The sequence below is a fragment of the Hyphomicrobium sp. ghe19 genome (genome assembly GCF_902712875.1).
In the GTDB taxonomy this organism is placed as follows: Bacteria; Pseudomonadota; Alphaproteobacteria; order Rhizobiales; family Hyphomicrobiaceae; genus Hyphomicrobium_B.
On the sequence record NZ_LR743509.1, the window covers coordinates 1,869,853 to 1,895,880 of the forward strand.

The following is a 26,028-nucleotide window of genomic DNA, read 5'->3' on the forward strand; positions in this document are numbered from 1 at the left end:
GTTTCTCGAGCCATTTTCGGCGCTTGGCGCTTCTTGAAGAAGACTACATTCTCGCGAAAGCTGCCGCAGGGAGCTTGGTAGCCACGGCCTTCGATCACCCACGCTCCCCAATAAAAAGACCTACGCGGCCGCCAAATAAAAAATGGAGGAGCGAAATGACCCAAACACAGGAAACACAGGAGAAGACCGACGACGGCATCCGAAGTGACGACCTTCAAACGATCACTCCGCATTTGGTCTGCTCTGGCGCCAGCGATGCCATCGACTTTTACAAGAAGGCTTTTGGCGCGGTCGAGATCATGCGATTGCCTGGTAAGAACGGCAAGCTGATGCACGGCGCCATCAAAATCGGCAATGCGCAGGTGATGCTCGTCGATGAGGACCCGGAATGGGGTTCGCTTTCGCCATTAGCGCTCGGCGGCAGTCCCGTTACGATCCATCTTTACGTTGGCGACGTCGATGCGTTCATCGAGCGAGCAGTGAAAGCCGGGGCAATCCCTCTGATACCGATCGCCGATATGTTCTGGGGCGATCGCTACGGCATCATCGAAGATCCGTTTGGCCACAAGTGGTCGATCGCAACGCATCAGCGCGACATGAGTGCTGCCGAAATCCAGGAAGCGATGAAGACGTTTATGCGATCGTCCGACGCAGGCGATTGCAAATAACGAACCAGCGCATGGGCCGCGATGCCTCCGAGTCGGTGAGCAGCTCTACTCGATCTTCACGATCTCGGCTTCGCCGGTGCCCGCTTGTACGACGTCACCGACGCTCTTCTCCATCAGCGCTTGCGCCAATGGAGAGGTGTAGGAAATCTTGCCTTTCGCCGGGTTCGATTCATCTTCACCGACCAGGCGGTATTTCTGGATACGGCCGTCGTCCCGTTCAAGGGTCACGAGCGATCCAAACGAGACGACCGATGAGCCGGCCGGCGGGCTCTGAACTTCGGCGCTGCCGAAACGTTGGTTCCAATAGCGGAAATCGCGCGAAGCCCGTTGGATCGCATCCCGGTCGCCCGAGCGCTGCGCTTCCGCAAGCTCCGCCTGCAGCCTTCCCACCTCGGCCTCGATTTGAGCCAAGCCTTCCGGCGTTACCAGATTGCGGTGCTCAGAGACGAGCTTCTCGGGAAGCTCCTCTACTGCGTCCGATTCTTTGACGAATGCTCTGCTCATCCCCCTTATATAGGCTCTCTCGGAGGCAGGCACCAGAATGCGACAGCACCAGGAAACGCTGGAAATCAGAACCGATGGCGCGGGCCTCGTGGAATTCACGGCAGCGGTGGTTCGGGTCGTCGAAGACGCCGGCATTTTGACCGGCTTGGCCCATGTTTTCTGCCGCCATACGTCTGCCTCGCTGCTGATCCAGGAGAACGCCGATCCGGACGTCCAGCTCGATCTCGGGGCCTTTTTCCGGCGTCTGGTTCCGGATGGCGATCCGCTCTTCTTGCACCAGTCGGAAGGTCCGGACGACATGGCGGCGCACGTTAAGAGTGCGCTAACCCAGACGACGCTCGCTATCCCAATCGCGGACGGGCGAATGCTGCTCGGCACGTGGCAAGGCATCTACCTATTCGAGCACCGGCGTCGACCGCATACCCGGCAGGTCGTCATCCACGTGCTTGGAGCGTAGCCGACGCGCGCCTCGGGCCCTCGCCGGCGCGATCGATCAATCGAGACGATAATTGAAGCTAACCGACACCCGCTCGGCCTTCGCGTGGTTGACGGGCACCTCGTGCCGGAGCCAGCTTTCCCATAGCAACAGCGTGCCCGCTGCCGGGGCGACCGCGACGAACGTCTTGTTCTTCTCTTTTGCGGATGGCTTGCGCGTTGGTGCGGCCATCATCATCGGCAACCGCGGATCCTCATATTTGATCGCGCTCGCGTCCTTCGGGACTGCGAGGTAAAGCGTGCCGCTGATCACCGAATGCGGGTGGATGTGCGCGGTGTGAAAGCCGCCCGGCTTCAGGACATTGATCCATAGGCTGTCGAGGGCGAGGCGCTTCCCTGTCAGCTCGAATTCGAGCGTTTTCGCGAATGCGCTTGCGTGCCGATCCAATACCGCGACGAGATCGGCAAATGCCGGGTGCCTGTCGGGCAGGTCGTCTAGCGAAGCATAAGATGTATATCCCGCATAATCGTTCGCCTTCGACCACGCCTGCCCTGCCCGGTCTTGGGCGGAGATTTCGCGCGCCGCCTCCCCAAGCTCTTGGAGCAGCGACGATGTTGGGCCGCGCTGGAGCTCTTCCCGGTAGATCTGGGTGACGAAAAGCTCTTGAAGGCGCGCCATCGACTTCTCCCCGCTGCGCAATCGAAGGTGAAATGTCGCGTTTACCCCAGCACGCTTGCGCATGGAAGGGCCGGTTCCGACCTGCTAAACACCGCGGCAAATCAATCGCAGAGCCTTCCGGGAGACAACCGATGTCCGACACCTCGCCTGAATCGCAAGCACGCGCCGCAACAGCAGCCCTGATCCGCGACTACTACGCGGCCTTCAATCGCGGCGAAACCGACGTCATGCTCGACTTCCTGACGGACGACGTGATCCACGACGTCAACCAGGGCGAGCGGCGCCAGGGCAAAGAAAAGTTTCGCGCCTTCAATGCGCGCATGACGCACAATTACAAGGAAGAGCTGAAGGACATCGTCGTCCTCGTCTCCAAGGACGCAACACGGGCTGCGGCCGAATTCAACGTGCATGGAACTTACAAGAACACGGAAGAAGGTTTGCCGGACGCCGTCGGCCAGAAATACGTTCTGCCGGCCGGCACGTTCTTCGCGGTCCGCGACGGCAAGATCGCCCGCGTCACCACCTATTACAATCTGACGGATTGGATCGCGCAGGTTGCGGGCTGAGGCATCGACGAGATATGGCGACTACCGCGGGCGACAAGAAGAAACTCGACGTCAAATCGGTGACCGGGGAGGACATTCTCAAAGTCCTTCCCGATCTCAGCCGCCTGCGGATGATCGTGTTTCGCGATTGGCCGTATCTCTACGAGGGCACGCTCGAATACGAACAAAAATATCTCGAGAAGTTCGCAAAGGCCAAAGGGGCCGTCGTCATCGCGGCCTATGACGGCGACCAGATGGTCGGCGCGTCGACCGGTGCGCCGATGATCGAACACGCGGACGAATTCGGCGAGCCCTTCAGAAAAGCCGGATACGACATCACGAAGATCTTCTATTGCGGCGAGAGCGTGCTGCTGAAGAGCCACCGTGGTCACGGACTCGGCCACGCTTTCTTCGACGGCCGTGAGGGTCAGGCGAAAAAGCTTGGCGGGTTCACTCATTCGTCATTCTGCCGGGTCGTTCGGCCCGACGATCATCCGTTGAAGCCGGCGGATTATGCCCCACTTGATCCGTTCTGGCGCAAGCGCGGGTATGCTCCTGTCGACGGGATCATCGCGACCTACGACTGGCAAGACATCGATCAGCCCGGCGAGACGTCCCACAAGATGCAGTTCTGGATGAAGACCCTCTGATGACCGCGAAGCATCTTAAAGTTGCGAGCTCGCAATATCCGATCGGCCAGCCGAAGACGCTTGCCGAATGGGAGAAGAAGATCGCGCTCTGGGTCAAGAACGGCGCGGCGACCGGTGCGGAGCTTCTGGTATTTCCGGAATACGCGGCAATCGAGCAGGCTGCCTGCTTTGGCCCGGAGATCTACGAAGATTTGCAAGCGACGCTGGCGAAAGTTGCGGAGCTGAAAGAGAGCCGCGTCCAGTTCCATCTGGAGCTCGCGGCGAAACATAACGTGCATATCCTCGTCGGTTCTGGACCGACGAAGAAGATCGACGGCCGCTTCGTCAACGCCGCTCAGCTCGTTACGCCGAAAGGTTCGGTCGGCGAGCAGGAGAAGCTCGTGATGACGCCGTTCGAGCATGGTTGGGGCGTCACCGCAGGCGGTCCGGTGCGCGTGTTCTCGACATCGCTCGGCACCATTGGCGTCGCAATCTGTTATGACAGCGAATTCCCCCTCATCACGCGGGCAATGGCGGAAACGGGAGCAGAAGTGCTGCTCGTTCCCTCATGCACGGAGCGGGTCTCCGGATATCACCGGGTTCGCACCGGCTCGATGGCTCGCGCGCTCGAGAATACGATTGCCGCCGTCCAGAGCCCGACCGTCGGCGACGCGCCTTGGTCGCCCGCCGTCGACTTCAATGCCGGCGCCGCGGGCATTTACGTGCCCTCCGAACATGACGTATCGGATACCGGCATACTCGCCCAAGGCACACTCAACGCCGCCGAGTGGGTGACGGCCAACATCGACCTCGCCCGTCTCGCGCGCGTTCGCGAGACAGGCGAGATGCACAATTACGGTGACTGGTTGAAGCAGCCCGGCGGCGGGACGACGGCGAAGGTCGACGTCGAAATCGTCAAGCTGATCTGATGCCGGGCGGCGCTATTTCAGCGCCCAGGTGACTGTCACGCGGGCCTCGAGCGTGCTCGTTCCGGCTTCGATAGGAACGGACATGTCTGCCTTTGCCAACCGCGGGGCATAGGTCACGGGGCCGCTTGCCTGCGTTTCTTCCGATATCTGCAAAACGTTGCCGACCTCGGCGCCGGCGGCTGCGGCCAGAAGCTTGGCGCGCCGCAAAGCATTGGCAATGGCTTCCTTGCGGGCATCGTCCTTCAGCGTATCCTCTTTGGAAACCACGAACGCCAATCCCTGAATTTGATTGGCGCCTGCGCTTACGATCTCGTCGAGAACCTCGCCCAGTTTATCGAGGACGCGCACGTACACGACGACCTGATTGGTGACGCGATATCCCCGGAGCTGCGGCGGTTGTCCGTCCTTGGAATAATCCATCACCGGCTCGACGTTGAAAGCTGCGGTCTGGATATCCTTCGGATTGATCCCTTTCGCTTTGAGCTCCGAGATGACCTTGCTCATCGTCTCGCTGTTGGCGGTCAAAGCTTCACGCGCGGTCTTGGCTTCCGTCGTGACGCCTGAAGTGATGCGAGCGCTATCAGGTTCGGCCTCTGCGGTGCCGGTTGCGGAGACCGTGATCGAGCGTTCGATGGGCATCTGCTGGGCCTGCAATCCTGTTGCCTGTGTCATGAGGAAACCCGTCGCGACGGCACCTGAGAGCGCCGAAACGAGAAATCGAGAACGCAGAGCGGTTGGCATGTTGGTCTCCTCACCTTTGTCCCCGGTCGCTATAAGCGGTTCGCGGGCAAAAGAGGGCAAAATCCTGTATTTCAGCTGAACGCGCGATTTTTGGCGCGTCGGTGCGCTCCCGGGCAGCCTTGCGACGCTCGGATCTCCTGCTATAGCATGCGGCCTTCGCCGTCATGCGGCTGCGCAACATGAATTCCCGAAGACACCGAGACCCGAGGAACGATGGAAACGAAGGTTCGCGAAGGTTCCGGCAATAGAAGCCAAGATTCCGACATCCGTCAGACCTTCGCCTCGGACTTTCTCGTCATCGGATTTTTTACACCGAACTACGAACCTGCAGCACGGGCCTTCGCACAAAACCTCGCCGAGCATCGAATCTCGCATCACCTTTACGCGCGTCCGATCGTCGAAGGCGACTGGTACTCGCAGACCCGGCAGAAGCCGACTGTTCTTGCTCATGCGCGTCGCGACTACCCGGAAGAAAATCTCGTCTTCATGGATGTCGATTGCCGGGTCCGCGGTGACATCAGCGATATACTGAAGACGCGTGGTGACGTCGTCATGCGAACGAAGGGCACCGCCAAAGGAACGCAACGAGCGTTGAAGCCGACAACTCGCGTCATGCTGCTGCGCCCGACATCAGGGTCCGACGCCTTCATCGCCGGGTGGGAAAGCACGTGTCGCAACGCGCGCCCCGGCCAATCAGCCGAATTCATGCTGATCCATGCGATGTCGGATAGTTCCGGAATTTATTCGATCGGAACGCTGCCGATCAGGCTTGCAGGCATAGAACTGCACGATGCTCTTCCCGACGCCGTCATCGTGCACGACAGCATTCGCGACCCGACCCGACCGGGCTGGGCGCTCCGGCGCGGCCTGCAGCGCAATTTTCGCGTCGTGCGCAACGCGGCTTATCGTTTGGCCACCGGCAAAACCTATGATGACCTCTACGACAAGCGCCGTGGGGGGCAGAAAATCCGATAAAGTTATGTGGCGACAGAATGCCAACGCAGAATTGCCCAGCGGTACTGGTCCTTCTGCGAACATCTGTTAAGAGAAGCGCGTGCGGGCCCGTAGCTCAATGGTTAGAGCTGACGGCTCATAACCGTCTGGTTCCAGGTTCGAGTCCTGGCGGGCCCACCAATACCCTCAATACATTACTAGCCGGAAGGCAGCCGGATTAGAGACGCATGCGCCTCGAAAAAGGCGCTGACCGAAATCAGCGCCTTGAAATTTGCCCTCGCACGTCGGCTTCGGGTTACGCCTGCTGGATGGCCGAAAGCTGCCAGCCATCGGCACGAGCACGATCGTCACGACGGAACGTCCAGAGTTCTGTTGCTTCGGTCGGACGGGTAAGATCACCGGAGACGACGCGACCCGTCTCCCGTTCTACCGTTGCGTCGATGAGGGAGTAGCGCATCGCAACCGTCGCATAGTCCGAGCCGTTGTCGCGCCAAGCCTCCGCCAGATCACCTTGCAGGAGTTTTACGCCGGAGATTTCATTGCGCAGCCCCTGCTTGGCCTGTTCGGAAATTTCCTCGCTGAAATAGGAGAGCATTTCTGGCGTGGTCAAGGCTCCCAGCTTGTCAACGTCCTCGCGGCCATACGCGGTTTGAATGTCCCCGAGCCGTCTCTCGAACGAATCGAAGTCATCCCCACCGATCGTCAGCGACGGTTCAGACGCACCGGCGCTGGTTGAGGAGGCGCGGGCGAGGCCGGCTTGCGCAAGCGTATCGCGCTGCGGCGTCCTGCCGGCGCCCTGTGGAACGGCGCGCCCAAACGCGGACTGGCTGCGATTTCTGAGCAGCATCAGCACGAGGTAGACGATGCCGGCGATAAGCGCGAACTGCAGGAGAAATCCGAGGACACTCGCCAATGCGCCGAATCCGAAGATGCTTGCGAGGCCGGCCGCGAACAAACCGCCCAGGAGCAGGCCGCGCATTCCACCGAAGCGCGAGGGTTGCGCTGCCGCGGCGCCTGGCTGTGCGCTTGCGGGAGCGCTTTTCGGAGCCATGGATCTTTCGATTGGCGCAGCCTTCGGAGCCGTATTCGTCGGCGGCGGCGCCATGAAGGTTTTACCTGCCCTGCTGCCGAAGCTTCTGCCGCCACCAGCGCGAGCATTGGCGACGTCGGCTGCGACAATCGCGAACCCCGCCGCCAAAGTAAGGATGAGAGCGACCAAACGTGAAAACGACATAGATATCCCCGAACAGAAATGACTTCGGAAGCCATATGGGTGTTCGATCGCTAAATGTCACGGATGTTGACCGACGCAAGACCCGTCTTTTTCGATGTCGCAGCAGCCGCTCAATGGGACGGGTCGCATATCTTGTCTTGCGACAAGCAAGAGCTCAGAGCGAGGTGCTGGTGATCAGGGATGAAGATCATGTCGTCCGGCTTTTGCGCGAATGAGCGCAACTCAACCTTGGTCCGTCATTGGCCATAGGCTGCTGACATTCCGAGCCGAACGATGCGCATGAATTTTTTAACCACACATATCTTGCAACCGATTTCCGCTGCGCATGGTTACAGCCCGGACATCGGTAAACTGGCAGGTCGATATGCGCGCAATCATTGTTATGGCGGTTTTTGCGATCCTAATTCCGGAGGGCGTCGCCGCCGGTCAGATTGGGATCGCGTCTCGGTATTGTCACCACGATAGTGCCAGCGGGCGAAAGATGACGTGCCGGAGCAAAGTGGCTGCCCATCGCACCCTTCCCTTCGGAACGCGCGTCAAGGTGAGAAACTTGGCCAACGGCCGGTCAGTGATCGTCACGATCGTCGATCGCGGTCCGTTTGTGAAAGGACGCATCATCGATTTATCGGAAGGAGCCGCGAACGCGATCGGCTCCTCGGACTTGATGCGTGTGGAACTTACCCATCGTTAGCCGGTGCGATCAGCGCGCATCGATGAGGCCGGAATCCATAAGCCGCCGGTGGAACGCAAGGATCTCCTGCGACTTCTTGCACGTGAAGTAGCGTCCGTCGCAGAGGCCCAAAAGGCGCAATCGTTCTCGATATGAATCGGGCAAAGGCAAACGTGCAGCCTGCAGCATGATCGTGCCTAGATAGGGAACATCGACAACGTCGACCTCCGGCAAAGACGCGGGATTATAGTTCACGCCGTCGACGGAATAGTAGGTCAGCAGCCCGCGACTTTCCGGTGTCAGCTTGATGTCTTCGGCGAACGAACTCGCGTCGAAGCCAAGCAGCGTGCGCGTTGCGATCGGTTGATGATCGCCGTATTGCACGATGAGAAAGCGCTCGTTTGGAAAGCGCTTGGAGAGCGCCGCGCGAAATTCATCGTAGTCGATGTGCGCCAGCGCGAGACGGCGCAGATATTCATTCATTTCCGGATCGGTTCCGGGGCCGCCGCCCGAAACGTGCACGTCTGGCTCGTACGTCTTGTCGTACGGAAGGTGCGTCGCCGACGTGATGACGAAAGTGAAGAGCGGGCTGTTCGAGACCGCGACGTGGCGTTCGATGTCGTTCAACGCGTTTGCGTAGTAGAAACGGTCGCGCTCGTCGAAGCGCTTTGCCCCCTGCGCCCTGTAATCGAAGATCTCCGGCATTCCGACGGTCGCGTAGAAGCGATCATTGGAAACAAACGCCTTCGGAACCGGGTAGAAGACGCTGTTGTGATATCCGCAGCGGGCCAGAACCTGTGGCACGGCGTCGTGGATTTTTCCCTGCATGAGCGACTGGACGAACGTGCGCATCCCGCCGAATGAATAGGAAGACACGCCGGCGAGAACCGAGAACTCGGTGAGCCAGGATGCTCCCCCGTATGTTTCTACGCGTAGTTTGTGCAGTCGTCCGTCGAACGATTTGAAGAACGGGTCGAGCCGGTGGTCGTAATCGATCTCGGAGAAGTATGAAGGAGGAAAAACGCTTTCCTGATGGATCAGGATAATGTGCGGCGGCTTCTGCTGCAGAGCGCACGTGGGAATTTTGAAAGGCGGCATCGGCTGGGATTTCAGGGCGTCGAACAACTGGCCCTTCCATAGGGTCTGCAAAGTCTCCGACCAAGAGGAATAGAACGACGAAACGTAGAGATGGTCCCAGTAAAACTGCGTATTCCGCCGTTCGCCTTTCGCGTAGCTCGCCCCGATACTCAGGGCGACGAAAAGAATGAATAGCCCGCCACTGATACGACGTGGAACACGCGAGCTATCAAGGCGCCAAAGCACCAGGCCCGCGACGGTAGCGAATGTGAGCATCGCCAGAAGCGCGAGCAACATCGACCTGTGGTCCGTCCATAGGTAGACGACGGTCGACCATGACATCAGGTAAAACACGACGTCGTAGGCATGCAGCACCATCTCGATGTAGTGCTGCTTGATATCGGAGGCGATGACGATCGACGCGACCAATAGTGCGATCAGCGTGATTGAAAAAAGGATGCGCCTGGATAGAAACGTCAGGGCACATACCAGAGCCGCCGTGATCGCTGCTGCGAAGATGATGGTTTGGAGCCAACCTTCGTAACACCAATGGTAGTAAGCAAGCCCTACAGCGATCGCGCTCGTCGCAAACCTGACGGTCGCAGCCGAAAACTGACGCTGAAGCGGCTGGTCACCGGTGCGCGTCAGCGACCCGGTCCGATCGATCAGTTCGACACTCATGTGAATGCCATCGCTTTGGAAGCCCATGGTCGGCGGGCAAAAGAGCGTAGCTCTCGTCTAGTTTAGTTCAATACGATTCTTCTTGTTGCACTGCAGATATATTTGCCGGACGGCAAATATTGGGCCTCGCCCTCATGCTGCGATGCAAACCGGACGGCTGCGCTTTGACTCCACTGGGTGGGGCTTAGGAGATGTCTATTTTCCGTCGAGGATTTCTTCCCGTGACGCTAGGGCCGCGTGGTGCTGTGGTCCGGATGTAATCGCGCGGTCATCGGTCATCCTGTTCAAGCCGCCGCGAATGCGGGTCCAAGTTCGTCTTGAACGCCTCCTTGCGTTTAATTTGGTCCATCTCCTCGTCCAGGATATTTGCCGGATTGAAGCTCGGCGGGAACGAGCGTAGCGGACAGTCCTTGAACGTCGACGCGAATTGGAAGACGTCATCCATTACGCCATACATCGAGCCCACGTGGCTGAGCTGCCGATCCCAGAACGTGTTCGACGTGATGCCTGCGCGTTTGAAGGGATCTTGAAAAAGGTTGAAGATTTTCTGCAAGCGAAGCGTTGTGAAAGGCTCGGCCCATAGGCCAATCGAGCCTTCCATGCGCTGTTCGGAGACGACATACTTGTAGTCTCCCTGCCGGAATGACACGAGCAGCCCATCGTCATTGGAATAGAAGAAATTTTTACGCGCGCTCTTAGAGCCGTCGTTATTCGCCGCGGTTCCGCAGGGCCGCGGCTTGCGAGGCGCGCCCCAAAATGGCCTTTTAGACAATGCCAGTGCCGTTGACGATTGCGGCAAGGATACCCGTCGCCGGCGTCTGTCGCGAAACGATCGAAGTCGAAATCATACAAGTCTGTAACTATCTCAGCGCGATGGAAATGCAGACGCACATTGCGCTTGCGAACGTGGCGTTTATATCTTCCGGGCTTTGCGGAGACCGCCTATGGACGACGCCGTGTCTCGTCTTCCCATTTCTGCGTATATCATTTGCCTCAACGAAGAGCGCTATCTCGGCAATTGCATAGAGAGCCTCGTCAATTGCGCGGAGATCGTCATCGTCGATTCCGGATCGACGGATGGCACGCTCGCGTTGATCCGCAATTACATCGACAAGGGATGGCCGATACTCGTGTTCCAGGAGGCCTGGCGCGGTTACGCGGCACAGAAGCAGTTCGCGCTCGATCAATGCAACCAGCCTTGGGCTCTCAACATCGATGCCGACGAACGTTTGGATGCGACACTCGCCAGGGCGTTACCGAACCTGATCGCGGCGGACGCCGCCATCGTCGGCTGGCGTGTGGCACGGCGGCCCTATTTGATTGGTCTCGGGTACACGCCGGAGCACGTGCGCGAACGCAAAAACCTTCGTCTTATCCGGAAAGGCAATGGCGCTTACGATCTATCGCAAAGGGTTCACGAGGGCATTATTCCCTCGGGGCAGGTCAACGATGCCGACGCCGGCAGCATCCTGCATTTTCGTCCGCTGATAATGGATGAGCAGATTCTGAAGGAAAATCGTTACTCCACCCTCAAGGCGGATCAGCAGGTGGCGCAAGGAAAGCGTGCGAGCGTGTTGAAGCTGATCTTCAGTCCGCCGACTTATTTCCTCCGGCTTTATTTTAGACACGGTCTATGGCGCTGTGGCGTTCCAGGCTTCATCCAATCTGCAACCGGCGCGGTGTATGCGTTTTTGACTCAAGCCAAAATCTATCAACGTCACGCGATGAAGCACCATCCCATTGTCGACTCAGCCGGCTAGCTACGGGTTCGTGAATGCACGTGATGCACTATCACTTCGGCAAGGACGGCGGCGCGGAGCGCTTTTTCGTTCACCTCGTCCGTGCACTCGCCCGACGCGGCCTGGAGCAGACCGTCGTCATTCGCAAGGACAGAAGTTGGCGCGGCGAGATCGAGGGCTTCGCGAACATTATCGAAAGCAACTTCCGCAATCTATCGCCCGAAAGGATTTTGTTGCCGCTCAAGGTCAAGCGCATCGCTCGAACGACGAAGCCTGACGCGCTTTTCGCGTGGGCTACGAGGGCAAGCCGCCTCATGCCGAATTACAAGGACTGCATAAGGATCTCACGGCTCGGCGACTTCCCGACAAATCTAAGCTATTTCAAAAACTGCGACGTTCTCGTTTGCAACACGCCGGCCATCGGCGAGCATGTCCGAAAAATCGGATGGAAGCGCGGCGTCGAGGTTATCTCCAACTTCACGAACACCGATCGTGCCGCTCCAGCCGATCGCACGGCACTCGGCACGCCGTCTTCGGCGCCTGTGATCATGTCGATGGGCCGCTTCGTTGAGCGTAAGGGCTTTGCGCAGCTCATCGCGGCTGTTTCGCTGCTGCCCGGAGTACATCTTTGGCTCGCAGGCGACGGCGAAGAGCGCGCTAACCTCGAAAAGCTGGCAATGGATCTCGGCACGCTTGATCGGATACGATTTCTCGGCTGGCAATCCGATCCGCGTCCGTATCTCGCTGCTGCCGACATTTTCGTTATGCCATCGAGCCACGAGCCGCTCGGAAACGTCATCCTCGAAGCTTGGGCGCAACAAAAGCCAGTTGTATCGAGCCGCGCAGAAGGGCCGTCCTGGTTCATGCGGGACGGCGAGAACGGATTGCTCGTCGACATCGGCGACGTGAAAGGTCTTTCGGACGCAATCGCGCGATTGATCGCTAATCCGGATCTCTCGGCGCGAATTGCCGAAAACGGGAATAGGACGCTTTCCGACTGGTTTTCCGAAGAGGCGGTCGCCAACGCCTACATCGATCTTTTCAGGCAGAAACCCTCGACACCAGCGTAGACTTGCCTCGCTTAGAAGTCCCTCGATCAATGCGTGTGGTTGCTGTGCGAGTATTCCACGTCGCCGAGTGGCAGACCATCGAGACCGTTCGCGTTCGCGTTCGCGTCCGCCGCCGGGCATTGCAATAAGGCGCGGTAAACTTCGAGGATCTTTTCTGCTTCGGTTTCAATCGAGAACTCTGCTGCGACGCGGGCGCGGCCTGCTGCTCCCATTTTCGCAGCACGTTCCGGATCGTCCAGCAAGCGGGCCGTGGCTGTCGCGAGTGCCTCGACATCCGAGGGCGGGACCAAAATACCGGTATCATCGACCACGATCTCCGGAAAAGCTCCGACCGTCGTCGCGACGACCGGCAAGCCACTTGCCATCGCTTCGAGCGGCGTGACCCCAAATCCTTCCCATCGTTGCGGAGCGACAAAGACGTCGAGCGCGCGATACCAGCGTGGCATTTCCGACGTTCCGACTTCCGGCAAAATCAGAAGCCGGTCAGCGAGCCCTGCAGCGGCGATCTTGTTCCGAAGCGCTTCCAGAAAGTCCATATGCGTAACGGTTGCACGCCCTACTAATACTGCTCCGACGCCGGGGCGCGGCGCGAGTACGCGCAGCATCGCGTCCACGAAAACATCGCTGCCTTTTCCGGGGCGAATGCGGCCAAAGCAGCCAACCAGCTTCAGGCCGGGAAGACCAAGCTCATCGCGCGCAGCAGCCCGGTTTTGAGCCGGATGAAACGCGTCGGCGTTGATGCCATGGCCAATCACTGTCGCCGGATACTGGAGATACGTTGCTGTCTTTGTGGACGTCGCGATCAACCTGTCCATGCGGGCGATCAACGAACGTGTCCAGCGGGTATGATGCCGTTGTGAAGCCGAGGTGAACACGAGCCGTAGAGGAAAACCAAGCACGTCCCGCAGCACGACCCCAGCCAGCATCTCGATATTCCGGCGCGCGTGCCAGATCCGATATTCTCCGTCAGCTGGCTTTCGCCGTAACATCGGCAAATCGAGAACGCTCATTTTCGGCGTCGATGGCGCCAGCCCAGGACCCAGGGCTGCAATTCTCGCGCTACGCGCCAAAACAGGCAAAATCCGTTCGAGTGTGGACGTGACGCCCGACAGGCGCCGGGTGAAATTCGGCGTGACGATCTCGAGGTCACGTACGGACACCGGCGTCGACACTCCGGCCGCGTTACCGCTTGGCGAATCACCGCTGCCCGACCGACAGCTCTCTGTACGTTCGATTTCCTTCAGATTGTTGAGAAGGCGACCGGGCCGCGGTCGATCCTTGTGGAAGCCGCTGCCGCTTCCAGCTTGATAACGTTGATAAAGCGACCCGATGGACCCGGGGGAAAACGCCCACCTTTGACCAATCGCCATTGTACCCCCCGGCAAGCCACTAAAATGGGCTCGTCAGGAGTTCTTGGTGGTCAGCAAAGGCTGAATAGCGTTCGTTTTGTTACTGTTTTGTATGCGTTGCGTTGCTGGCTATTCCGTGATGGCATCCGCGCAACAATAACAGCATGCATTGACGGGATCAGACGGTGCCCCAAGACGAACAACCCGATTTTGCGCCGATCGCGCTGATCTTCCTGGTCGTGCTAGGCATTTTCGGAATCGTTCATGCCGTCCTGGGGAATGGCCGCAATCTCGTCGACTATGCGATAGCGATCATGCTTTGGCTCGGCGCGTGCTTGCTCGTCGTTGCTGCGGTCAATCAGGCTTTCCGCGCGACACGCGCCATTGCCGAGTTCATCAGGGCGCGAAAGGCGAAGTGAACCGTCGACCGCGTGATCGTTCAATAATGCGGTGGAACGCTGAATTCAGCGCGAATTTCGTCGTTGATGTAAATTCGGTTTACGAGGCGGCGAAGGAAATTTCTCGTCTTTCGAAACCGCAGAATTGATTTCCTCGCCAGACTGACGTTGTCTCCGTGATGTCTCAGATAGATTGCAGCAGGAAAAGGAACTGCCTCCAGCCTCCGTCCCATTGCTTCGCTGTGCTTGGCGTACTCGGTGTGTTTTCCCTGCTCTATGATCGCGCAAACGCCGACGCCCGGCGTTAGATCGTTTTCTCCGACGTAGAAAACAGCACATGTGCCGCAATGGATTGGAAAATCATTCGTCAGGCCGAAACTCTGTCCAGCGACATTGAACAAATATCCGGCCTGAAATAGGTAGCCGATCTTATTGTCCGTGCTTGCTATGTGCCGCGTCAGACGATTACTGACGAGATCATCCGCGTCCATCATCACAACGTATCCGCCTCCGCGACGGCAAACTTCTTCGGCGATCCTGCGAAGTTTGATCGTCTTGTCGCGTATCTTTTCCCCCCATGTCTGAGGGACTGCTCCTTCTACGTGAAGAAATTCCAATCGGGGATCATAAATGAATCGGGAAGCTGGAACATCGTTGCATGCCACGAGAACCCGAATGTTTCCTTCCTGCGTAAGTACGGACTGAAGGGTCTGGTCCAACAACTCGACGACATGATCCCAATTGTTCGATGCGAGCCGGCCAATCAGGGGCATGCAAAAACATATCGTATCTTCGGTCATTCAAAACCGCTTTTGCTCAACGCCGGGAGGAGTCGCAAGCCCGTCCAATACTGAACCCTATCCCGCTTTGAATGTGGAAAGTAGGGATCGTATGCGGGTTCAACCCAGGCAACACAGGCATGTTCTTGGTTGATCTCGCGGCCAGCCGAGTGTTCGACGCATGGAATGTCGAACACGCTCTCATCAACTTTCAGAAGCGGCGCAGGCAGGTGTCGGGTCTGCGGGGGCACGAACAAGCTTGCGGATGAAGCTGTTCCCGACACTGCGCAATCTGAACCGGCTCGAATAGCCTCGTTCAGGCCTCAAGAGTGCTTGGCGTTATCCCGTCGATGGTGCGCACGCCTGCGAGCGCCATCGTGACGTCGAGTTCCTTGGCGATGATGTCTATGGCTTTGCTGACGCCCGCCTCGCCCGCGGCGCACAAGCCGTAGAGATAGGCGCGCCCAATCAGGCACGACTTCGCCCCAAGCGCCAACGCGCGGAACACATCCTGGCCGGATCGGACGCCACCGTCGAACAGGATCTCAATGTCCGATCCGACAGAGTCAGCGATGCGCGGCAGCATGGAGATCGACGACACGGCGCCGTCGAGCTGGCGGCCGCCGTGGTTGGAAACGACGATTGCGCTCGCTCCTGTTTTGGCCGCGAGGCGTGCATCGTCGACGTCGAGGACGCCCTTGATAATGAGCTTGCCGGGCCATTGCTCGCGAACCCAGGCGACGTCGTCCCATGACAGCGCCTGGTCGAACTGACTGCCGATCCAATCCCTGTAGGAGGCGAGGCCCTCGGTTCCGGCGATGCGCCCTTGGACGTTTCCGAAGGATTTCCTTTTGCCCATGAGGACATTGGCGATCCAGGCAGGTTTCGACAGTGTGTTCGCGATCGTGCGAAGGCGGAGGCGCGGCGGCACTGTGAGGCCGCTGTGAATGTCGCGGTGGCGTTGGCCTAGAACCTGAAGATCGACCGTCAGCACGAGAGCGGAGCACTTCGCAGCTCGCGCGCGAGCAATGAGATCGGCAACGAAGCCGCGATCCTTCATAAAGTAGAGCTGGAACCAGAACGGCTGCGTGACAGCGGCAGCTACGTCCTCGATCGAGCAGATCGAGAGCGTGCTGAGCGTATATGGGACACCGGCTTTTTCGGCGGCACGAGCGGCTGCTATCTCACCATCGCGGTATGCCAATCCGCTCATCCCGACCGGCGCGAGCGCGAACGGCAGATGAGCTTTCTGCCCTAGAATGGTTTGCGTTAGATTTCGATTGTCAGCGCCTGCGAGAACGCGCTGGCGGATGTGTATATTCGCGAGGTCGCGGAGATTGGCGCGGAGCGTTTCTTCCGAATACGAGCCGGATTCGTAATAACCCATGACGTCGGCCGGCACCCGACGGTGCGCTAAACGCCGAAGATCTTCGATGCAGGCAACAGAGTCGAGTGTCACGCGGTCCGTCCGAAGAACTCACCCGTCGATTTTCAGTGAAGCGAAATCAAGCCTCGGCTTCGCTGACAGAAATGGCTACGCCCGGGTGGACGGATTTGAGCTGGCGGACGTCATCCAGAGCCTGTGCCCAGACGTTGCAAGGTCCGGCGAGGCGAATTTCCCCGCGGGTTTTCGATAGCGGCGTCGGCCCGAAGCCGATCGAGATCGCATCGCCGTCGGGCCAAAAGACGATGTCGCCTGCCTTGACGAGGACGCGCGCGTCTGGCTCAGCCGCGGAGCTGACCGGCGCGTCGAAATAAATTTCTTCGCCCCATGTGCGCGCCGCGGATTCGATGGGGAGCGCAGCCCAAATGCGCTCGGCGGTCGGCGTGTCGAGTAGCCTTGCTCGAATAGCAACACCCCCGGCCCGGATGACGATTTTTCGCATACCGCACAATCCCGATCAGCTGCGCGACCGGGATCGTCTACGGTCGCAGATGCGAAGTCTCTCATCGAGGCTCTCCGCCCACAAGGGGCTTCACGGCTTCGAACCCGAACAAAATGCCACTCGCCGGCCGAAAGTTGCCTAGAATCGTTCGGCGAGCGACGGATTGCCAATGCTGCAGATGCGAAGAGCACCCGCGAGGCTTTCAGACAAGCACCGAGAATCTGCGCTCAGGGAGCGGGGCCGAAGACCAGCGATGTGTTCAGACCGCCGAACGCAAGCGAGTTCGACATTGCGTACCGAAGCTTCATCTCGCGGCCGACATTGGGGATGTAGTCGAGATCGCATCCCTCACCCGGCTCATCTAGCCCGATGGTCGGCGGTGCCCAGCTCTCGCGCATCGCCATGATGGTCGCGACGGCTTCGATGCCACCGCCCGCACCCAAAGGATGGCCGTGCATCGACTTCGTCGAGGAGATCGCGAGCCTGTAGGCGTGATCCTTGAAGACGTTCTTGATCGCCTTCGTCTCGTTGATGTCGTTGTCCGTCGTCGCTGTTCCGTGGGCATTGAGATAGTCGATCTGGTCTGGCGTAATTCCAGCTTCCGCGATCGCCTGTAGCATGGCGACGCTCGGGCCTTCGACGGTCGGCTTGACCATGTCCTGGCTGTCGGACGCCATGCCGAAGCCGCGAAGCTCGGCGAGGATGTTGGCGCCCCGCGCTTCAGCGTGTTCCAGGCTCTCAAGAACGAGGATGCCGGCGCCATCCGCCAGGACCGTGCCATTGCGCTTCTTGGCGAACGGGAAGCATCCCTCGGGCGACAGAACGTGGAGCGCCTGCCAGGCCTTCATTGTTCCGTAGTTGATGACGGATTCGGACGCGCCGGCGATGGCGACGTCGGCGACGCCGTCACGGATGTAGTCGCGCGCGATGCCGATGGCATGCGTTGCGGTCGAACATGCCGAGCACGTTGCGAACGTCGGTCCCTTGACGCCGAATTCGATGCCGACGTGAGCGGCAGCCGACGAACCGATGATGCGCAGAAGCGTCAGCGGATGGGTCGCGCGCTTGTTATGAATGAAAAGGTCGCGATACGCGGTCTCGAACGTGGTGAGGCCGCCGGCGCCAGAGCCGATGATGCAGGCCGAGCGATATGGATCGGTCAGCGGCATCTCGAGGCCGGACATCTTGATCGCTTCATCGGCGGCTGCGGCGGCGAACCACGAATAGCGGTCGGCGAGCGTGATGATGCGGTCGCGCTTGAAATGCTTCAATCGCTGCTTGGGATCGAAATCCTTGATCTGCGCTGCGATCAGAATCTTGAGATCGTCCAACGGAAATCCGCCGAGCGGGCTGACGCCGGACTTCCCGGCCCTCAAACTGGCCCAGAACTCAGGCACAGTCGACCCAATCGGAGTTACTACTCCGAGGCCCGTGACGACGACACGGCGCCCCGGTTTACCATTCGACATCAATCAATCTTTCTTGTCTGACGAACGCACAGAAGCCCCATAAGGGGCCTCCGGCATTCATTCCCGTTACGCCCGAAGACGCCGCGAGGCCGTTAAGCTTTGGCTGCGGAAGCCTGCTTGGCGGCGATCAACGACTTCACTCGATCTACGACCGAGCCAACAGTCTTGAAGGCTTCGACTTCCTCGTTGGCGTTGTATGGGATCTCGATCCCAAAGCCATCTTCGATGTCGAACACGATCATCGCAAGATCAAGGGACTCGATCTTGAGATCTGTTAGCTGGGTGTCGAGCGAGATGTCGTCGCGCGGCTCCTTCATATGCTTCTTGAGGATTTCGATAACCTTAGTCGCGACTTCGTCCATCGGCCTCTCCCACCCTCGCAATGTCTGCGATGGGCCAGTTTTGCTTGGCATCTACCTAAGCCAAGACCATTTCTTCAGCAAGCGGGGGGGTCACTTATCCTTAAACAACCGGCAAGTCTAGACGCCGACCGTCGCGCACCGTCTGAGCCCCCTCGTGAGGTACCAAAGTTGTACTATCCTAGAGGGGATAGGTTTGATCGAACGCTAGCTTTCGGAAACCGAATTTGACTAATATTGAGCGAGCACCGCAAGCGTTCGAAAGTTCAGCGAAGTAAACGGGATCCGGATAACATAAAATCCAAACATACCGGACGGATATGAAACTCGAAGCATCTCAGGCGACGACGATATCTCCCCTGTGGGTCGATCATTACCCGCGTGGCGTCGATTGGAACATGCCGATACCGAAACGAACGGTGCCGGAGCTTCTTGAACGTGCGGCGAACCAGTTTCCCGGTAATCCCGCCATCAGCTTTCTCGGCCGGACAACGAGCTATTCGACGTTGGCGGCGGAGGTCGATCGGGTCGCGGCGGGCCTGCAGTCAATAGGTGTAAAGCGGGGCACCAAAGTCGGCCTTCTACTTCCAAACACTCCAACGTTCATTGTCTATTATTTTGCAATACTGAAAGCTGGCGGCACAGTCGTCAATTTCAATCCGCTTTATACTCTCGAAGAGTTGACGTTTCAAGTCACGGATAGCGAGACTGAGATCATGGTGACGCATGATCTGAGCCTGCTATTTTCCAAGGCTGAGGCACTGATGCTCAGCGGCGTTATCGCGCGATCGGTGGTCATTCCGTTCGCCAGCGTGCTGCCGCCGCTAAAATCTGTGCTCTTTCGCCTGCTAAAAAGGAAAGATGTCGCGGACTTCAGAGCGTCGCGCGCGGCCGATCGCGTCATCAACGGCATGACACTAGCCGCGACATCCGCGCCGATGACCCCCGTCAGCATCGATCCGGACGAAGATGTCGCGGTGCTGCAGTACACCGGCGGCACCACGGGCACGCCCAAGGGCGCGATGCTGACGCACGCAAACCTGACTGCCAACACCGCCCAGATTGCGGCGTGGGCCGTCGATCTCGAGCCCGGAAAAGAAAGCATTCTCGGGGCGCTGCCGCTGTTCCACGTCTTCGCGATGACCGTCGTGATGAACATGGGCGTTGAACTCGCAGCCAAGATCATCTTGATTCCGCGCTTTCAGCTCCTCGAAGTTCTCAAGCTGCTCAATCGCGAGCGGCCGACTGTTTTGCCTGCGGTCCCGACGATTTTCACCGCGATGCTCAACTATCCCGAATTCAAATCCTACGACGTCTCATCGCTGCGCTTTTGCATTTCGGGCGGGGCGCCTCTGCCGATGGAGGTCAAACTCAAGTTCGAGGCGGTGTCGGGGGCAAAGGTCGTCGAAGGCTACGGACTTTCCGAGGCTTCTCCCGTGCTCACCTGCAATCCTGTTCAGGAGGAGCCTGTCCTGGGGTCCATCGGGCCGCCGATGCCCGGTACGACCATTTCGCTTCGCGACATCGAAGACCCGACAAAGGAAGTCGCGCAGGGCGAGCGCGGGGAACTTTGCGCCAAGGGCCCACAGATCATGAAGGGCTATTGGAAAAAGCCGGCGGAGACGGAAAAGCAATTCGTCGGCGAATTCCTGCGCACGGGCGATGTCGCGATCATGGACGAGCACGGGTATTTCTCGATCGTCGACCGGATCAAGGATCTCATCATCTGCTCCGGTTACAACGTCTATCCGCGGCGCATCGAGGAGGCGATCTACACGCATCCAGCAGTCGAAGAAGTGACTGTCATCGGTATCGCCGACGATTACCGGGGCGAAGCGCCCAAAGCTTTCATCAAGTTGAAAAGCGGGATGTCGGCGACAGCGGCAGACATTCTCAAGCATCTGGAGCCGAAGATCTCCAAGATCGAGATGCCGGCCGCAATCGAGTTTCGCGATAGCTTGCCCAAGACGATGATCGGGAAGCTGTCCAAGAAGGAGTTGGCGGCCGAGGAAGCCAATCGCGGCCGTCTGGCAACATGACCGGCAAAACCGCTGACGCGCTTCGGGCGGCTCCAAGCGCTCATCAGGATGCGCATCACGAGTCCTCCTTCACCATTTCGGCGCTCTCCAAAGAATTCGGGATCACAACGCGCGCCATCCGCTTTTACGAAAGTCGTGGGCTGATATCGCCGGAGCGCATCGGGACGGCGCGGCGGTATTCGAAACGGGACCGGGCGCGGCTCATCCTGATTTTGCGTGGACGGAACCTCGGCTTCACGGTTGAAGACGTGAGCGACTATCTCTCGCTCTACGATTCAGATCCCGGCCAACTCGCGCAGACCCGGCACCTCTTTGACAAGGTGACGGCCGCCATCGCCGACCTCGAGACGAAGCGGCATGACATCGAGCGCTCGCTGGCGGACCTCTCAGAGATCCGCGCACGCTGCGAAGCGCATCTCAAAAAGAACACTTGAACCTTCAGCGATACAGATCGGCGCGCGTCGGCGGCAGAACGGGGTTGGGCTTAGCTGACTTCGATGCGAGCGTCTGGAACAGACGCAGCGTACCGCGCGAAAACGCCAAGCTTACGCCCGCCAGATACGCAACCCAAATCCGATACTTCTCTTCGCCGACGTAGCTGATGGCCTGCTCGCGGTTCGCCGTCAGGCGTTCGCACCAGAGCTGACAGGTCCGTGCGTAGTGGAGCCGCCAGCCTTCGACGTCGTGGACTTCGAACCCTGCCTGCTCCATTGCCGAAATCGAATGGCCGATATCGTCCAATTCGCCGCCCGGGAAAATGTATTTCGCAATCGCCTTCTTTTCGGGGCGCATGCGGGCTTTCATCCAGCCTGTCTTTGGCTTGTGCGCACGGCGCGAGATGGCGTGATTGAGAAACAGGCCGTCGTCGGCGAGCAACGAGCGAACCTTCCTCATGTACGCCGGGATGTTCTTCAGGCCGATGTGCTCGTACATGCCGATCGAGGCGATCTTGTCGTAGGTGCCCGTCAGCTTCGAGTAATCGTTGAGCTCGAACGTCACCCGGTCTTCGATGCCGAGGCGTTTGGCCTTGGCGCGCGCAAACGCGAGCTGTTCTTCCGACAGCGTGACGCCGTGCGCGATGACACCGTAGTTCTTGGCCGCATGACACAGAAGGCCGCCCCAGCCGGCGCCGATGTCGAGCATGCGCTCGCCGGGCTTCAGCCGCAGCTTTCGGCAGATCATCTCGAGCTTGTCGTGCTGCGCCTGCTCGACGCCGTTTGTCCAATCCGTGTAGTACGCGCACGAGTAGACCATCTCGGGATCGAGGAAGAGCGCGTAAAAGTCGTTCGACAGGTCGTAGTGGAACTGGATGTAGGCCTTGTTGTCCTCGGTCTTGCGGTTCTTGCCGGTGATCTCGCCTCCGAAGCCATGAGCGTCGCGTGCGTCCGCGGTTTTGGCGAAGAGGAACGGCGACAGCTTCAGAGCAAGGCTCGCGAACTCGCCGGGCTTCATCTTTATGGATTTGGACTTGCGGCCATCCTGGAGGCCCAAGCCGAAATCGACGAGGGTGCCGCCTGAGAAATCGATGCCCTTCTCGACGTATTGGCGAATGATCGAATCGAGCGACGGACGGCGGAGGATTGAGCCGATGACGCCCGGATCGCGGATGGAAATCTCGAAGTCCGACTTCGGCGCGCTGCCGAGCGGCAGGCGCGTGCCGTCCCACAATCGGACCCAGCCATCGGCATTGAGACGGCCAGCGAGATCGCGGACAAGCGAACGTGCCGCCTCGAGTTGCCTGTCGTCCTTCGCACTCATGCGCGTCCCTCGCTTGCCTTCGGCCGCAAGCTCAATAGCGCATCGAAACGGCCAAGTCTTCTCTTCCACATCCGGCGCATTACGCCGCGGCGCGGGCCTCGATCGTCTGCGGGGCTTCCATGATCGCCGTTACGCCCATGCCGCCCGCGGTGCAGACCGAGATGAGGCCGCGGCCGCCCTTCGTCGACAAAAGCTTGGCAAGATTGGAAACGATACGAGCGCCAGTCGCCGCAAAGGGATGGCCGAAGGCGAGCGAGGAGCCTTTGACGTTGAGCTTGGAGCGATCAATCGACCCGAGTGGCGCATCCTTGCCCATGTGCGTCTTGCAGTAAGCCGGGTCTTCCCAGGCCTTGAGCGTGCACAGGACCTGCGCGGCGAATGCCTCGTGGAGTTCGTAGAAGTCGAAGTCCTGAAGCGTGAGGCCGGCGCGGTCGAGCATCTTCGAGACGGCGATCGTCGGCGCCATCAGCAAGCCGTCGCCGCCGACGAAATTGTTGGCGATGTGCTGGCCGAACGTCAGATACGCGAGCACCGGAAGATTGCGCGCCTTGGCCCACTCTTCGGACGCGAGCAACACGGTCGCGGCGCCGTCGGTGAGCGGCGTGGAGTTACCGGCTGTCAGCGTGCCTCGCTCGGATTTTTCAAAGGCGGGCTTTAGGCTCGCCAGCTTCTCGAGCGTGATGTCGGGGCGCAAGTTGTTGTCGCGGAAGACGCCGGCGCAGGGAACGATCAGATCGTCCATGTAGCCTTCGTCGTAAGCGGCGGCGCCCTTCTTGTGGCTCTCGTAGGCGAGCTGGTCCTGATCGGCGCGGGGAATGTGCCATTCCTGTGCCATCAGTTCGCAATGCTGACCCATCGTCAGCCCCGTGCGCGGCTCGGCGACGCTCGGCGGCTGCGGCGCAAGCTCGGTGGGCGAAAGTCCCTTGAAGACTTTGATCTTGTCGAGCGCCGTCTTGCCTTGCTGCGCGCCAACGAGGCGCTTCGAGAATTTCTTCGAGAACACGATCGGGGCGTCCGACGTCGTGTCGGAGCCGACGGAGATCGCGCTTTCGATTTCGCCCGTTGCAATCTTGGCAGCCGACATGAGCGCCGATTGCAGCGAGGTGCCGCACGCCTGGATCAGCGTGACGCCGGGTGTCGAGGGCGCGAGCTTCGTCGACAAGACGGCTTCGCGCGCCAGGTTGAAATCCTTGGAGTGCGTGACGACTGCGCCGCCGACGACCTCGTCGATGTGCTGGCCCTTGAGTCCGAACCGGTCGACCAGTCCGTTCAAGGCGGCGGCCATCATGTCGAGGTTCGAGAGGTCGGTATAAAATGTATTCGAACGGCAGAACGGGATGCGGACACCGCCAATCACTGCAACGCGCCGGAGTTCTCGTGCCATTTCAATCTCCCAAACTATTCGGCTGCTGCAGCGTGCGGAGCGGATGCGGGACCGGCCGCGCTCAAGCTCTTCCTGTAGTGCAACGGGCCGCCGCGGAACGGCGCGAAGCCGGTCCCGAAAATCATGCCCGCATCGACCAGGTCAGCGGTTTCGACGACGCCGTCGTCGAGCGATTTCTGTGCTTCCGCGATCATCGGATCGACAAGCTCGCGTCCGAGGCGATCGAGATCCGCCTTCTCGAATTTCTTGTCCGACTTGACGGGCTTGCCGTCCTTCCAGACGTAGAAGCCTTCGCCGGTTTTCTTGCCGAGGCGGCCGGAGGCAACGAGCCGGTCGAGCCTGGAGCCTTCGCTCGAATGGCCCAGAATTTTCGCGACGTGGGCGCAGATGTCGAGGCCGACGTTGTCTGCCAGCTCGATCGGGCCCATCGGCATGCCGAACGTGCGCGCCGCTTCGTCGATCTTTTCCTTGTCCTCACCCTCTTCGAGACGCTTCATCGCGGCGAACATGTAGGGCGTGAGCACCTTATTCACGAGGAAGCCCGGGACGTCCTTCGTGATCAGCGGGAACTTGTCGATCGCGGTGACGAAAGCTGCGCCTTTTTTCACTTCTTCGTCACGCGTGTTGGCTCCGCGTACCACTTCGACGAGCGGCATCTGCGCGACGGGCGAGAAGAAGTGCAGACCGATCAAGCGGCCCGGATCTTTCAGCGGGGCGGCGATGTCCTCAAGCTTCAGCGAGGACGTGTTCGTCGCGAGCACGGCACCCGGCTTGATCCTCGTTTCGAGATCGGTGAAGAGCTTCTGCTTCACATCGAGCCGCTCGACGATCGCCTCGATGATGACGTCGGCCCGCGAAATGCCTTTGCCTTCAGGGTCCGCAATCAACCGCGCCTTTGCAGCATCGCGCGCCGGCTTCGTCTTGAATTTCCGCGCGAAGAGTTTGCCTTGCGCCTTGATGCCCTTCTCGAGCTGCTCGGCGGAGATATCCTGCAACGTCACTTCCATGCCGGATGCGACGCAGACGCCAGCGATATCGGCGCCCATGGTGCCTGCGCCGATGACGTGGACGCGGCTCGGCCGCCATTTGAAGCCCTTCGGCGCCTGCCCTTTCAGCAGCTCCGTCAAGCGGAAGACGCGACGCAAATTCCGTGAGGTATCGGACACCATCAGCGGCGCGAAGGCTTTCGTCTCCTCGCGCTTCATCGTGTCGAGGTCGCCGCCGAATTTCTCGAACAGGTCGATCAGGCGGAAGGGCGCGGGATAGTGGTCTTCGCGAACCTTCTTCGCCGTCTCCTGACGCATTTTCTTGGCGAGCAGGCCGCGCACGGGCCACTTGGTCAGCAGCATCTTGGCGAGACCGGCCGACTTCGAACGGCGGTTCTGCAGCACGGCCTTGCGCGCTGCCCAATGCAGCTCTCCGGGGCTGCCGACGAGTTGGTCGATGAGGCCCTGGGCCTTTGCGACGGTCGCGCGGATCATGCCGCCCGTCAGCATCAGTTGCATCGCCGCCATCGGGCCGGCCTGCTTGATCGAGCGTGCGGTGCCGTTAAAACCAGGGAAGATGCCGAGCTTCACTTCCGGGAAGCCGACGCGCGTTGAGTCATCGCGTGTCGCGATGCGGTAATGGCAGGCGAGGATCAGCTCCAAGCCACCGCCGACGCACACGCCATGAATGGCTGCGACAACCGGCACCGGAAGTTTTTCGATACGGTCGAGCAGATCATTGACCGGCTTCAGGGCGGCGATGACATCCTGCTCGCTCTGGAACGTCTCGAACTCGCGGATGTCGGCGCCGACGATGTAGCCGCGTTCCTTCCCCGACATGATGACGAGGCCGCGAACGGTCTTTGCGCGAGCTTCCGCCTCGACGCGCTCAATGATCGCGTTCAGCTCTTCGATGGGACGCCGCCCGAGTGAGTTCGCGCTTTCGCCTTCGCGATCGAACGTCGCCCAGGCAATATTTTCGCCGTCGATCTTGAAACGCCAGTCTTTCAACTGCGATTCATTCGCTTCAGCCGCTGCGTCCATCATCACTCACCTCAATCGTTCG

At 59.5% G+C, this 26,028-nt stretch carries 27 protein-coding genes and 1 tRNA gene; 13 read left to right on the plus strand and 15 right to left on the minus strand.

The features are described from left to right. Positions 1 to 155 precede the first annotated feature (155 nt). Positions 156 to 668, plus strand: coding sequence for a VOC family protein (locus tag AACL53_RS08900; RefSeq protein WP_339084133.1), 513 nt, complete (start codon positions 156 to 158; stop codon positions 666 to 668). 45 nt (positions 669 to 713) lie between these two features. Here the strand turns inward: AACL53_RS08900 and AACL53_RS08905 are convergent, their stop codons facing one another. Then, positions 714 to 1,172 carry a GreA/GreB family elongation factor gene (locus AACL53_RS08905; RefSeq protein WP_339084134.1) on the minus strand — a complete coding sequence of 153 codons (459 nt, stop codon included), beginning with the start codon at positions 1,170 to 1,172 and terminating at the stop codon, positions 714 to 716. Positions 1,173 to 1,209: 37 nt separating this feature from the next. On the opposite strand from AACL53_RS08905, the gene AACL53_RS08910 reads away from it, so the two are divergent. After that, the gene (locus tag AACL53_RS08910) at positions 1,210 to 1,629 is read left to right on the plus strand and encodes a secondary thiamine-phosphate synthase enzyme YjbQ (protein WP_339084136.1); all 420 of its coding nucleotides are present in this window, start codon (positions 1,210 to 1,212) and stop codon (positions 1,627 to 1,629) included. Positions 1,630 to 1,665: 36 nt separating this feature from the next. Here AACL53_RS08910 and AACL53_RS08915 read toward each other — a convergent pair whose 3' ends face one another. Continuing rightward, entirely contained in the window at positions 1,666 to 2,286 is a 621-nt protein-coding gene (locus AACL53_RS08915) for a TIGR02466 family protein (RefSeq protein WP_339084137.1), read from the minus strand. A 131-nt stretch (positions 2,287 to 2,417) separates the two neighbouring features. On the opposite strand from AACL53_RS08915, the gene AACL53_RS08920 reads away from it, so the two are divergent. Genes AACL53_RS08920 through AACL53_RS08930 form a run of 3 tightly spaced genes read left to right on the plus strand, consistent with a single transcriptional unit; the run spans position 2,418 to position 4,389 of the window. Beyond that, a complete protein-coding gene (locus AACL53_RS08920) occupies positions 2,418 to 2,852 on the plus strand; it encodes a ketosteroid isomerase-related protein (protein ID WP_339084138.1) in 435 nt (144 codons plus the stop codon). 14 nt (positions 2,853 to 2,866) lie between these two features. Then, entirely contained in the window at positions 2,867 to 3,481 is a 615-nt protein-coding gene (locus AACL53_RS08925) for a GNAT family N-acetyltransferase (RefSeq protein ID WP_339084139.1), read from the plus strand. Then, entirely contained in the window at positions 3,481 to 4,389 is a 909-nt protein-coding gene (locus AACL53_RS08930) for a carbon-nitrogen hydrolase family protein (protein ID WP_339084140.1), read from the plus strand. The genes AACL53_RS08925 and AACL53_RS08930 overlap by 1 nt, the downstream gene beginning before the upstream one ends. A 12-nt stretch (positions 4,390 to 4,401) precedes the next feature. On the opposite strand, the gene AACL53_RS08935 is transcribed toward AACL53_RS08930, so the two are convergent. Further along, on the minus strand, positions 4,402 to 5,130 hold the full coding sequence (locus AACL53_RS08935) for an SIMPL domain-containing protein (protein WP_339084141.1): 729 nt from the start codon (positions 5,128 to 5,130) through the stop codon (positions 4,402 to 4,404). Positions 5,131 to 5,343: 213 nt separating this feature from the next. Between AACL53_RS08935 and AACL53_RS08940 the strand changes: the two genes are divergently transcribed. Next, a complete protein-coding gene (locus AACL53_RS08940; RefSeq protein ID WP_339084142.1) occupies positions 5,344 to 6,105 on the plus strand; it encodes a hypothetical protein in 762 nt (253 codons plus the stop codon). 83 nt (positions 6,106 to 6,188) lie between these two features. Next, positions 6,189 to 6,264: transfer RNA gene (locus AACL53_RS08945), tRNA-Ile, on the plus strand. 115 nt (positions 6,265 to 6,379) lie between these two features. Here AACL53_RS08945 and AACL53_RS08950 read toward each other — a convergent pair. Continuing rightward, positions 6,380 to 7,318 (minus strand): Tim44 domain-containing protein, encoded by a 939-nt coding sequence (locus tag AACL53_RS08950; RefSeq protein ID WP_339084143.1) that lies wholly within the window; start codon positions 7,316 to 7,318, stop codon positions 6,380 to 6,382. 364 nt (positions 7,319 to 7,682) lie between these two features. Between AACL53_RS08950 and AACL53_RS08955 the strand changes: the two genes are divergently transcribed. Further along, positions 7,683 to 8,009: a septal ring lytic transglycosylase RlpA family protein gene (locus AACL53_RS08955; protein ID WP_339084144.1), complete on the plus strand. Its 327-nt coding sequence runs from the start codon at positions 7,683 to 7,685 to the stop codon at positions 8,007 to 8,009. Between the two features lie 9 nt (positions 8,010 to 8,018). Here the strand turns inward: AACL53_RS08955 and AACL53_RS08960 are convergent, their stop codons facing one another. Both AACL53_RS08960 and AACL53_RS08965 read right to left on the minus strand, forming a co-directional pair. After that, the gene (locus AACL53_RS08960) at positions 8,019 to 9,746 is read right to left on the minus strand and encodes a sulfatase-like hydrolase/transferase (RefSeq protein ID WP_339084145.1); all 1,728 of its coding nucleotides are present in this window, start codon (positions 9,744 to 9,746) and stop codon (positions 8,019 to 8,021) included. 268 nt (positions 9,747 to 10,014) lie between these two features. After that, positions 10,015 to 10,518 (minus strand): hypothetical protein, encoded by a 504-nt coding sequence (locus AACL53_RS08965; protein WP_339084146.1) that lies wholly within the window; start codon positions 10,516 to 10,518, stop codon positions 10,015 to 10,017. A gap of 172 nt (positions 10,519 to 10,690) precedes the next feature. On the opposite strand from AACL53_RS08965, the gene AACL53_RS08970 reads away from it, so the two are divergent. Then, positions 10,691 to 11,506 (plus strand): glycosyltransferase family 2 protein, encoded by an 816-nt coding sequence (locus AACL53_RS08970; RefSeq protein ID WP_339084147.1) that lies wholly within the window; start codon positions 10,691 to 10,693, stop codon positions 11,504 to 11,506. Between the two features lie 14 nt (positions 11,507 to 11,520). Continuing rightward, on the plus strand, positions 11,521 to 12,555 hold the full coding sequence (locus AACL53_RS08975; protein WP_339084148.1) for a glycosyltransferase: 1,035 nt from the start codon (positions 11,521 to 11,523) through the stop codon (positions 12,553 to 12,555). A gap of 26 nt (positions 12,556 to 12,581) precedes the next feature. On the opposite strand, the gene AACL53_RS08980 is transcribed toward AACL53_RS08975, so the two are convergent. After that, entirely contained in the window at positions 12,582 to 13,715 is a 1,134-nt protein-coding gene (locus AACL53_RS08980) for a glycosyltransferase family 4 protein (protein ID WP_339084149.1), read from the minus strand. 374 nt (positions 13,716 to 14,089) lie between these two features. Here AACL53_RS08980 and AACL53_RS08985 point away from each other — a divergent pair, with 374 nt between their 5' ends. Continuing rightward, entirely contained in the window at positions 14,090 to 14,323 is a 234-nt protein-coding gene (locus tag AACL53_RS08985; protein ID WP_339084151.1) for a hypothetical protein, read from the plus strand. 20 nt (positions 14,324 to 14,343) lie between these two features. Here the strand turns inward: AACL53_RS08985 and AACL53_RS08990 are convergent, their stop codons facing one another. The 5 genes from AACL53_RS08990 to AACL53_RS09010 all read right to left on the minus strand — a co-directional run bounded on the left by AACL53_RS08990 (position 14,344) and on the right by AACL53_RS09010 (position 18,798). After that, a complete protein-coding gene (locus AACL53_RS08990) occupies positions 14,344 to 14,796 on the minus strand; it encodes a hypothetical protein (RefSeq protein ID WP_339084153.1) in 453 nt (150 codons plus the stop codon). Between the two features lie 601 nt (positions 14,797 to 15,397). Next, entirely contained in the window at positions 15,398 to 16,540 is a 1,143-nt protein-coding gene (locus AACL53_RS08995) for an alpha-hydroxy acid oxidase (RefSeq protein WP_339084155.1), read from the minus strand. A gap of 46 nt (positions 16,541 to 16,586) precedes the next feature. Then, positions 16,587 to 16,967 carry a cyclophilin-like fold protein gene (locus AACL53_RS09000; protein WP_339084157.1) on the minus strand — a complete coding sequence of 127 codons (381 nt, stop codon included), beginning with the start codon at positions 16,965 to 16,967 and terminating at the stop codon, positions 16,587 to 16,589. Positions 16,968 to 17,194: 227 nt separating this feature from the next. Further along, positions 17,195 to 18,436, minus strand: coding sequence for a beta-ketoacyl synthase (locus tag AACL53_RS09005; protein WP_339084159.1), 1,242 nt, complete (start codon positions 18,434 to 18,436; stop codon positions 17,195 to 17,197). A gap of 92 nt (positions 18,437 to 18,528) precedes the next feature. Further along, the gene (locus AACL53_RS09010; RefSeq protein WP_045836129.1) at positions 18,529 to 18,798 is read right to left on the minus strand and encodes an acyl carrier protein; all 270 of its coding nucleotides are present in this window, start codon (positions 18,796 to 18,798) and stop codon (positions 18,529 to 18,531) included. A gap of 317 nt (positions 18,799 to 19,115) precedes the next feature. On the opposite strand from AACL53_RS09010, the gene AACL53_RS09015 reads away from it, so the two are divergent. Both AACL53_RS09015 and AACL53_RS09020 read left to right on the plus strand, forming a co-directional pair. Then, entirely contained in the window at positions 19,116 to 20,834 is a 1,719-nt protein-coding gene (locus tag AACL53_RS09015) for a long-chain fatty acid--CoA ligase (RefSeq protein WP_339084160.1), read from the plus strand. After that, complete coding sequence (locus AACL53_RS09020; RefSeq protein WP_339084161.1) at positions 20,831 to 21,268, plus strand: MerR family DNA-binding transcriptional regulator; 438 nt, start codon at positions 20,831 to 20,833, stop codon at positions 21,266 to 21,268. The genes AACL53_RS09015 and AACL53_RS09020 overlap by 4 nt, the downstream gene beginning before the upstream one ends. A 4-nt stretch (positions 21,269 to 21,272) precedes the next feature. Here AACL53_RS09020 and AACL53_RS09025 read toward each other — a convergent pair whose 3' ends face one another. The 3 genes from AACL53_RS09025 to AACL53_RS09035 all read right to left on the minus strand — a co-directional run bounded on the left by AACL53_RS09025 (position 21,273) and on the right by AACL53_RS09035 (position 26,009). After that, the gene (locus tag AACL53_RS09025) at positions 21,273 to 22,592 is read right to left on the minus strand and encodes a cyclopropane-fatty-acyl-phospholipid synthase family protein (protein ID WP_339084163.1); all 1,320 of its coding nucleotides are present in this window, start codon (positions 22,590 to 22,592) and stop codon (positions 21,273 to 21,275) included. 79 nt (positions 22,593 to 22,671) lie between these two features. Then, entirely contained in the window at positions 22,672 to 23,976 is a 1,305-nt protein-coding gene (locus tag AACL53_RS09030) for an acetyl-CoA C-acetyltransferase (protein ID WP_339084165.1), read from the minus strand. Positions 23,977 to 23,990: 14 nt separating this feature from the next. Further along, on the minus strand, positions 23,991 to 26,009 hold the full coding sequence (locus tag AACL53_RS09035; protein WP_339084167.1) for a 3-hydroxyacyl-CoA dehydrogenase NAD-binding domain-containing protein: 2,019 nt from the start codon (positions 26,007 to 26,009) through the stop codon (positions 23,991 to 23,993). Positions 26,010 to 26,028: the final 19 nt, after the last annotated feature.

Excerpts from the sequence above, each read along its gene's own strand:
- AACL53_RS09015 (WP_339084160.1), top strand. The coding sequence starts at position 19,116 with ATGAAACTCGAAGCATCTCAGGCGACGACGATATCTCCCCTGTGGGTC.
- AACL53_RS09005 (WP_339084159.1), bottom strand. The coding sequence starts at position 18,436 with ATGTCGAATGGTAAACCGGGGCGCCGTGTCGTCGTCACGGGCCTCGGA.
- AACL53_RS08955 (WP_339084144.1), top strand. The coding sequence starts at position 7,683 with ATGCGCGCAATCATTGTTATGGCGGTTTTTGCGATCCTAATTCCGGAG.
- AACL53_RS08925 (WP_339084139.1), top strand. The coding sequence starts at position 2,867 with ATGGCGACTACCGCGGGCGACAAGAAGAAACTCGACGTCAAATCGGTG.
- AACL53_RS08970 (WP_339084147.1), top strand. The coding sequence starts at position 10,691 with ATGGACGACGCCGTGTCTCGTCTTCCCATTTCTGCGTATATCATTTGC.
- AACL53_RS08960 (WP_339084145.1), bottom strand. The coding sequence starts at position 9,746 with ATGAGTGTCGAACTGATCGATCGGACCGGGTCGCTGACGCGCACCGGT.
- AACL53_RS08920 (WP_339084138.1), top strand. The coding sequence starts at position 2,418 with ATGTCCGACACCTCGCCTGAATCGCAAGCACGCGCCGCAACAGCAGCC.
- AACL53_RS09035 (WP_339084167.1), bottom strand. The coding sequence starts at position 26,009 with ATGATGGACGCAGCGGCTGAAGCGAATGAATCGCAGTTGAAAGACTGG.
- AACL53_RS08935 (WP_339084141.1), bottom strand. The coding sequence starts at position 5,130 with ATGCCAACCGCTCTGCGTTCTCGATTTCTCGTTTCGGCGCTCTCAGGT.
- AACL53_RS09020 (WP_339084161.1), top strand. The coding sequence starts at position 20,831 with ATGACCGGCAAAACCGCTGACGCGCTTCGGGCGGCTCCAAGCGCTCAT.
- AACL53_RS09010 (WP_045836129.1), bottom strand. The coding sequence starts at position 18,798 with ATGGACGAAGTCGCGACTAAGGTTATCGAAATCCTCAAGAAGCATATG.
- AACL53_RS08910 (WP_339084136.1), top strand. The coding sequence starts at position 1,210 with ATGCGACAGCACCAGGAAACGCTGGAAATCAGAACCGATGGCGCGGGC.
- AACL53_RS09030 (WP_339084165.1), bottom strand. The coding sequence starts at position 23,976 with ATGGCACGAGAACTCCGGCGCGTTGCAGTGATTGGCGGTGTCCGCATC.
- AACL53_RS08990 (WP_339084153.1), bottom strand. The coding sequence starts at position 14,796 with ATGATGGACGCGGATGATCTCGTCAGTAATCGTCTGACGCGGCACATA.
- AACL53_RS08930 (WP_339084140.1), top strand. The coding sequence starts at position 3,481 with ATGACCGCGAAGCATCTTAAAGTTGCGAGCTCGCAATATCCGATCGGC.
- AACL53_RS08975 (WP_339084148.1), top strand. The coding sequence starts at position 11,521 with ATGCACGTGATGCACTATCACTTCGGCAAGGACGGCGGCGCGGAGCGC.
- AACL53_RS08900 (WP_339084133.1), top strand. The coding sequence starts at position 156 with ATGACCCAAACACAGGAAACACAGGAGAAGACCGACGACGGCATCCGA.
- AACL53_RS08905 (WP_339084134.1), bottom strand. The coding sequence starts at position 1,172 with ATGAGCAGAGCATTCGTCAAAGAATCGGACGCAGTAGAGGAGCTTCCC.
- AACL53_RS09025 (WP_339084163.1), bottom strand. The coding sequence starts at position 22,592 with ATGAGTGCGAAGGACGACAGGCAACTCGAGGCGGCACGTTCGCTTGTC.
- AACL53_RS08950 (WP_339084143.1), bottom strand. The coding sequence starts at position 7,318 with ATGTCGTTTTCACGTTTGGTCGCTCTCATCCTTACTTTGGCGGCGGGG.
- AACL53_RS08940 (WP_339084142.1), top strand. The coding sequence starts at position 5,344 with ATGGAAACGAAGGTTCGCGAAGGTTCCGGCAATAGAAGCCAAGATTCC.
- AACL53_RS09000 (WP_339084157.1), bottom strand. The coding sequence starts at position 16,967 with ATGCGAAAAATCGTCATCCGGGCCGGGGGTGTTGCTATTCGAGCAAGG.
- AACL53_RS08915 (WP_339084137.1), bottom strand. The coding sequence starts at position 2,286 with ATGGCGCGCCTTCAAGAGCTTTTCGTCACCCAGATCTACCGGGAAGAG.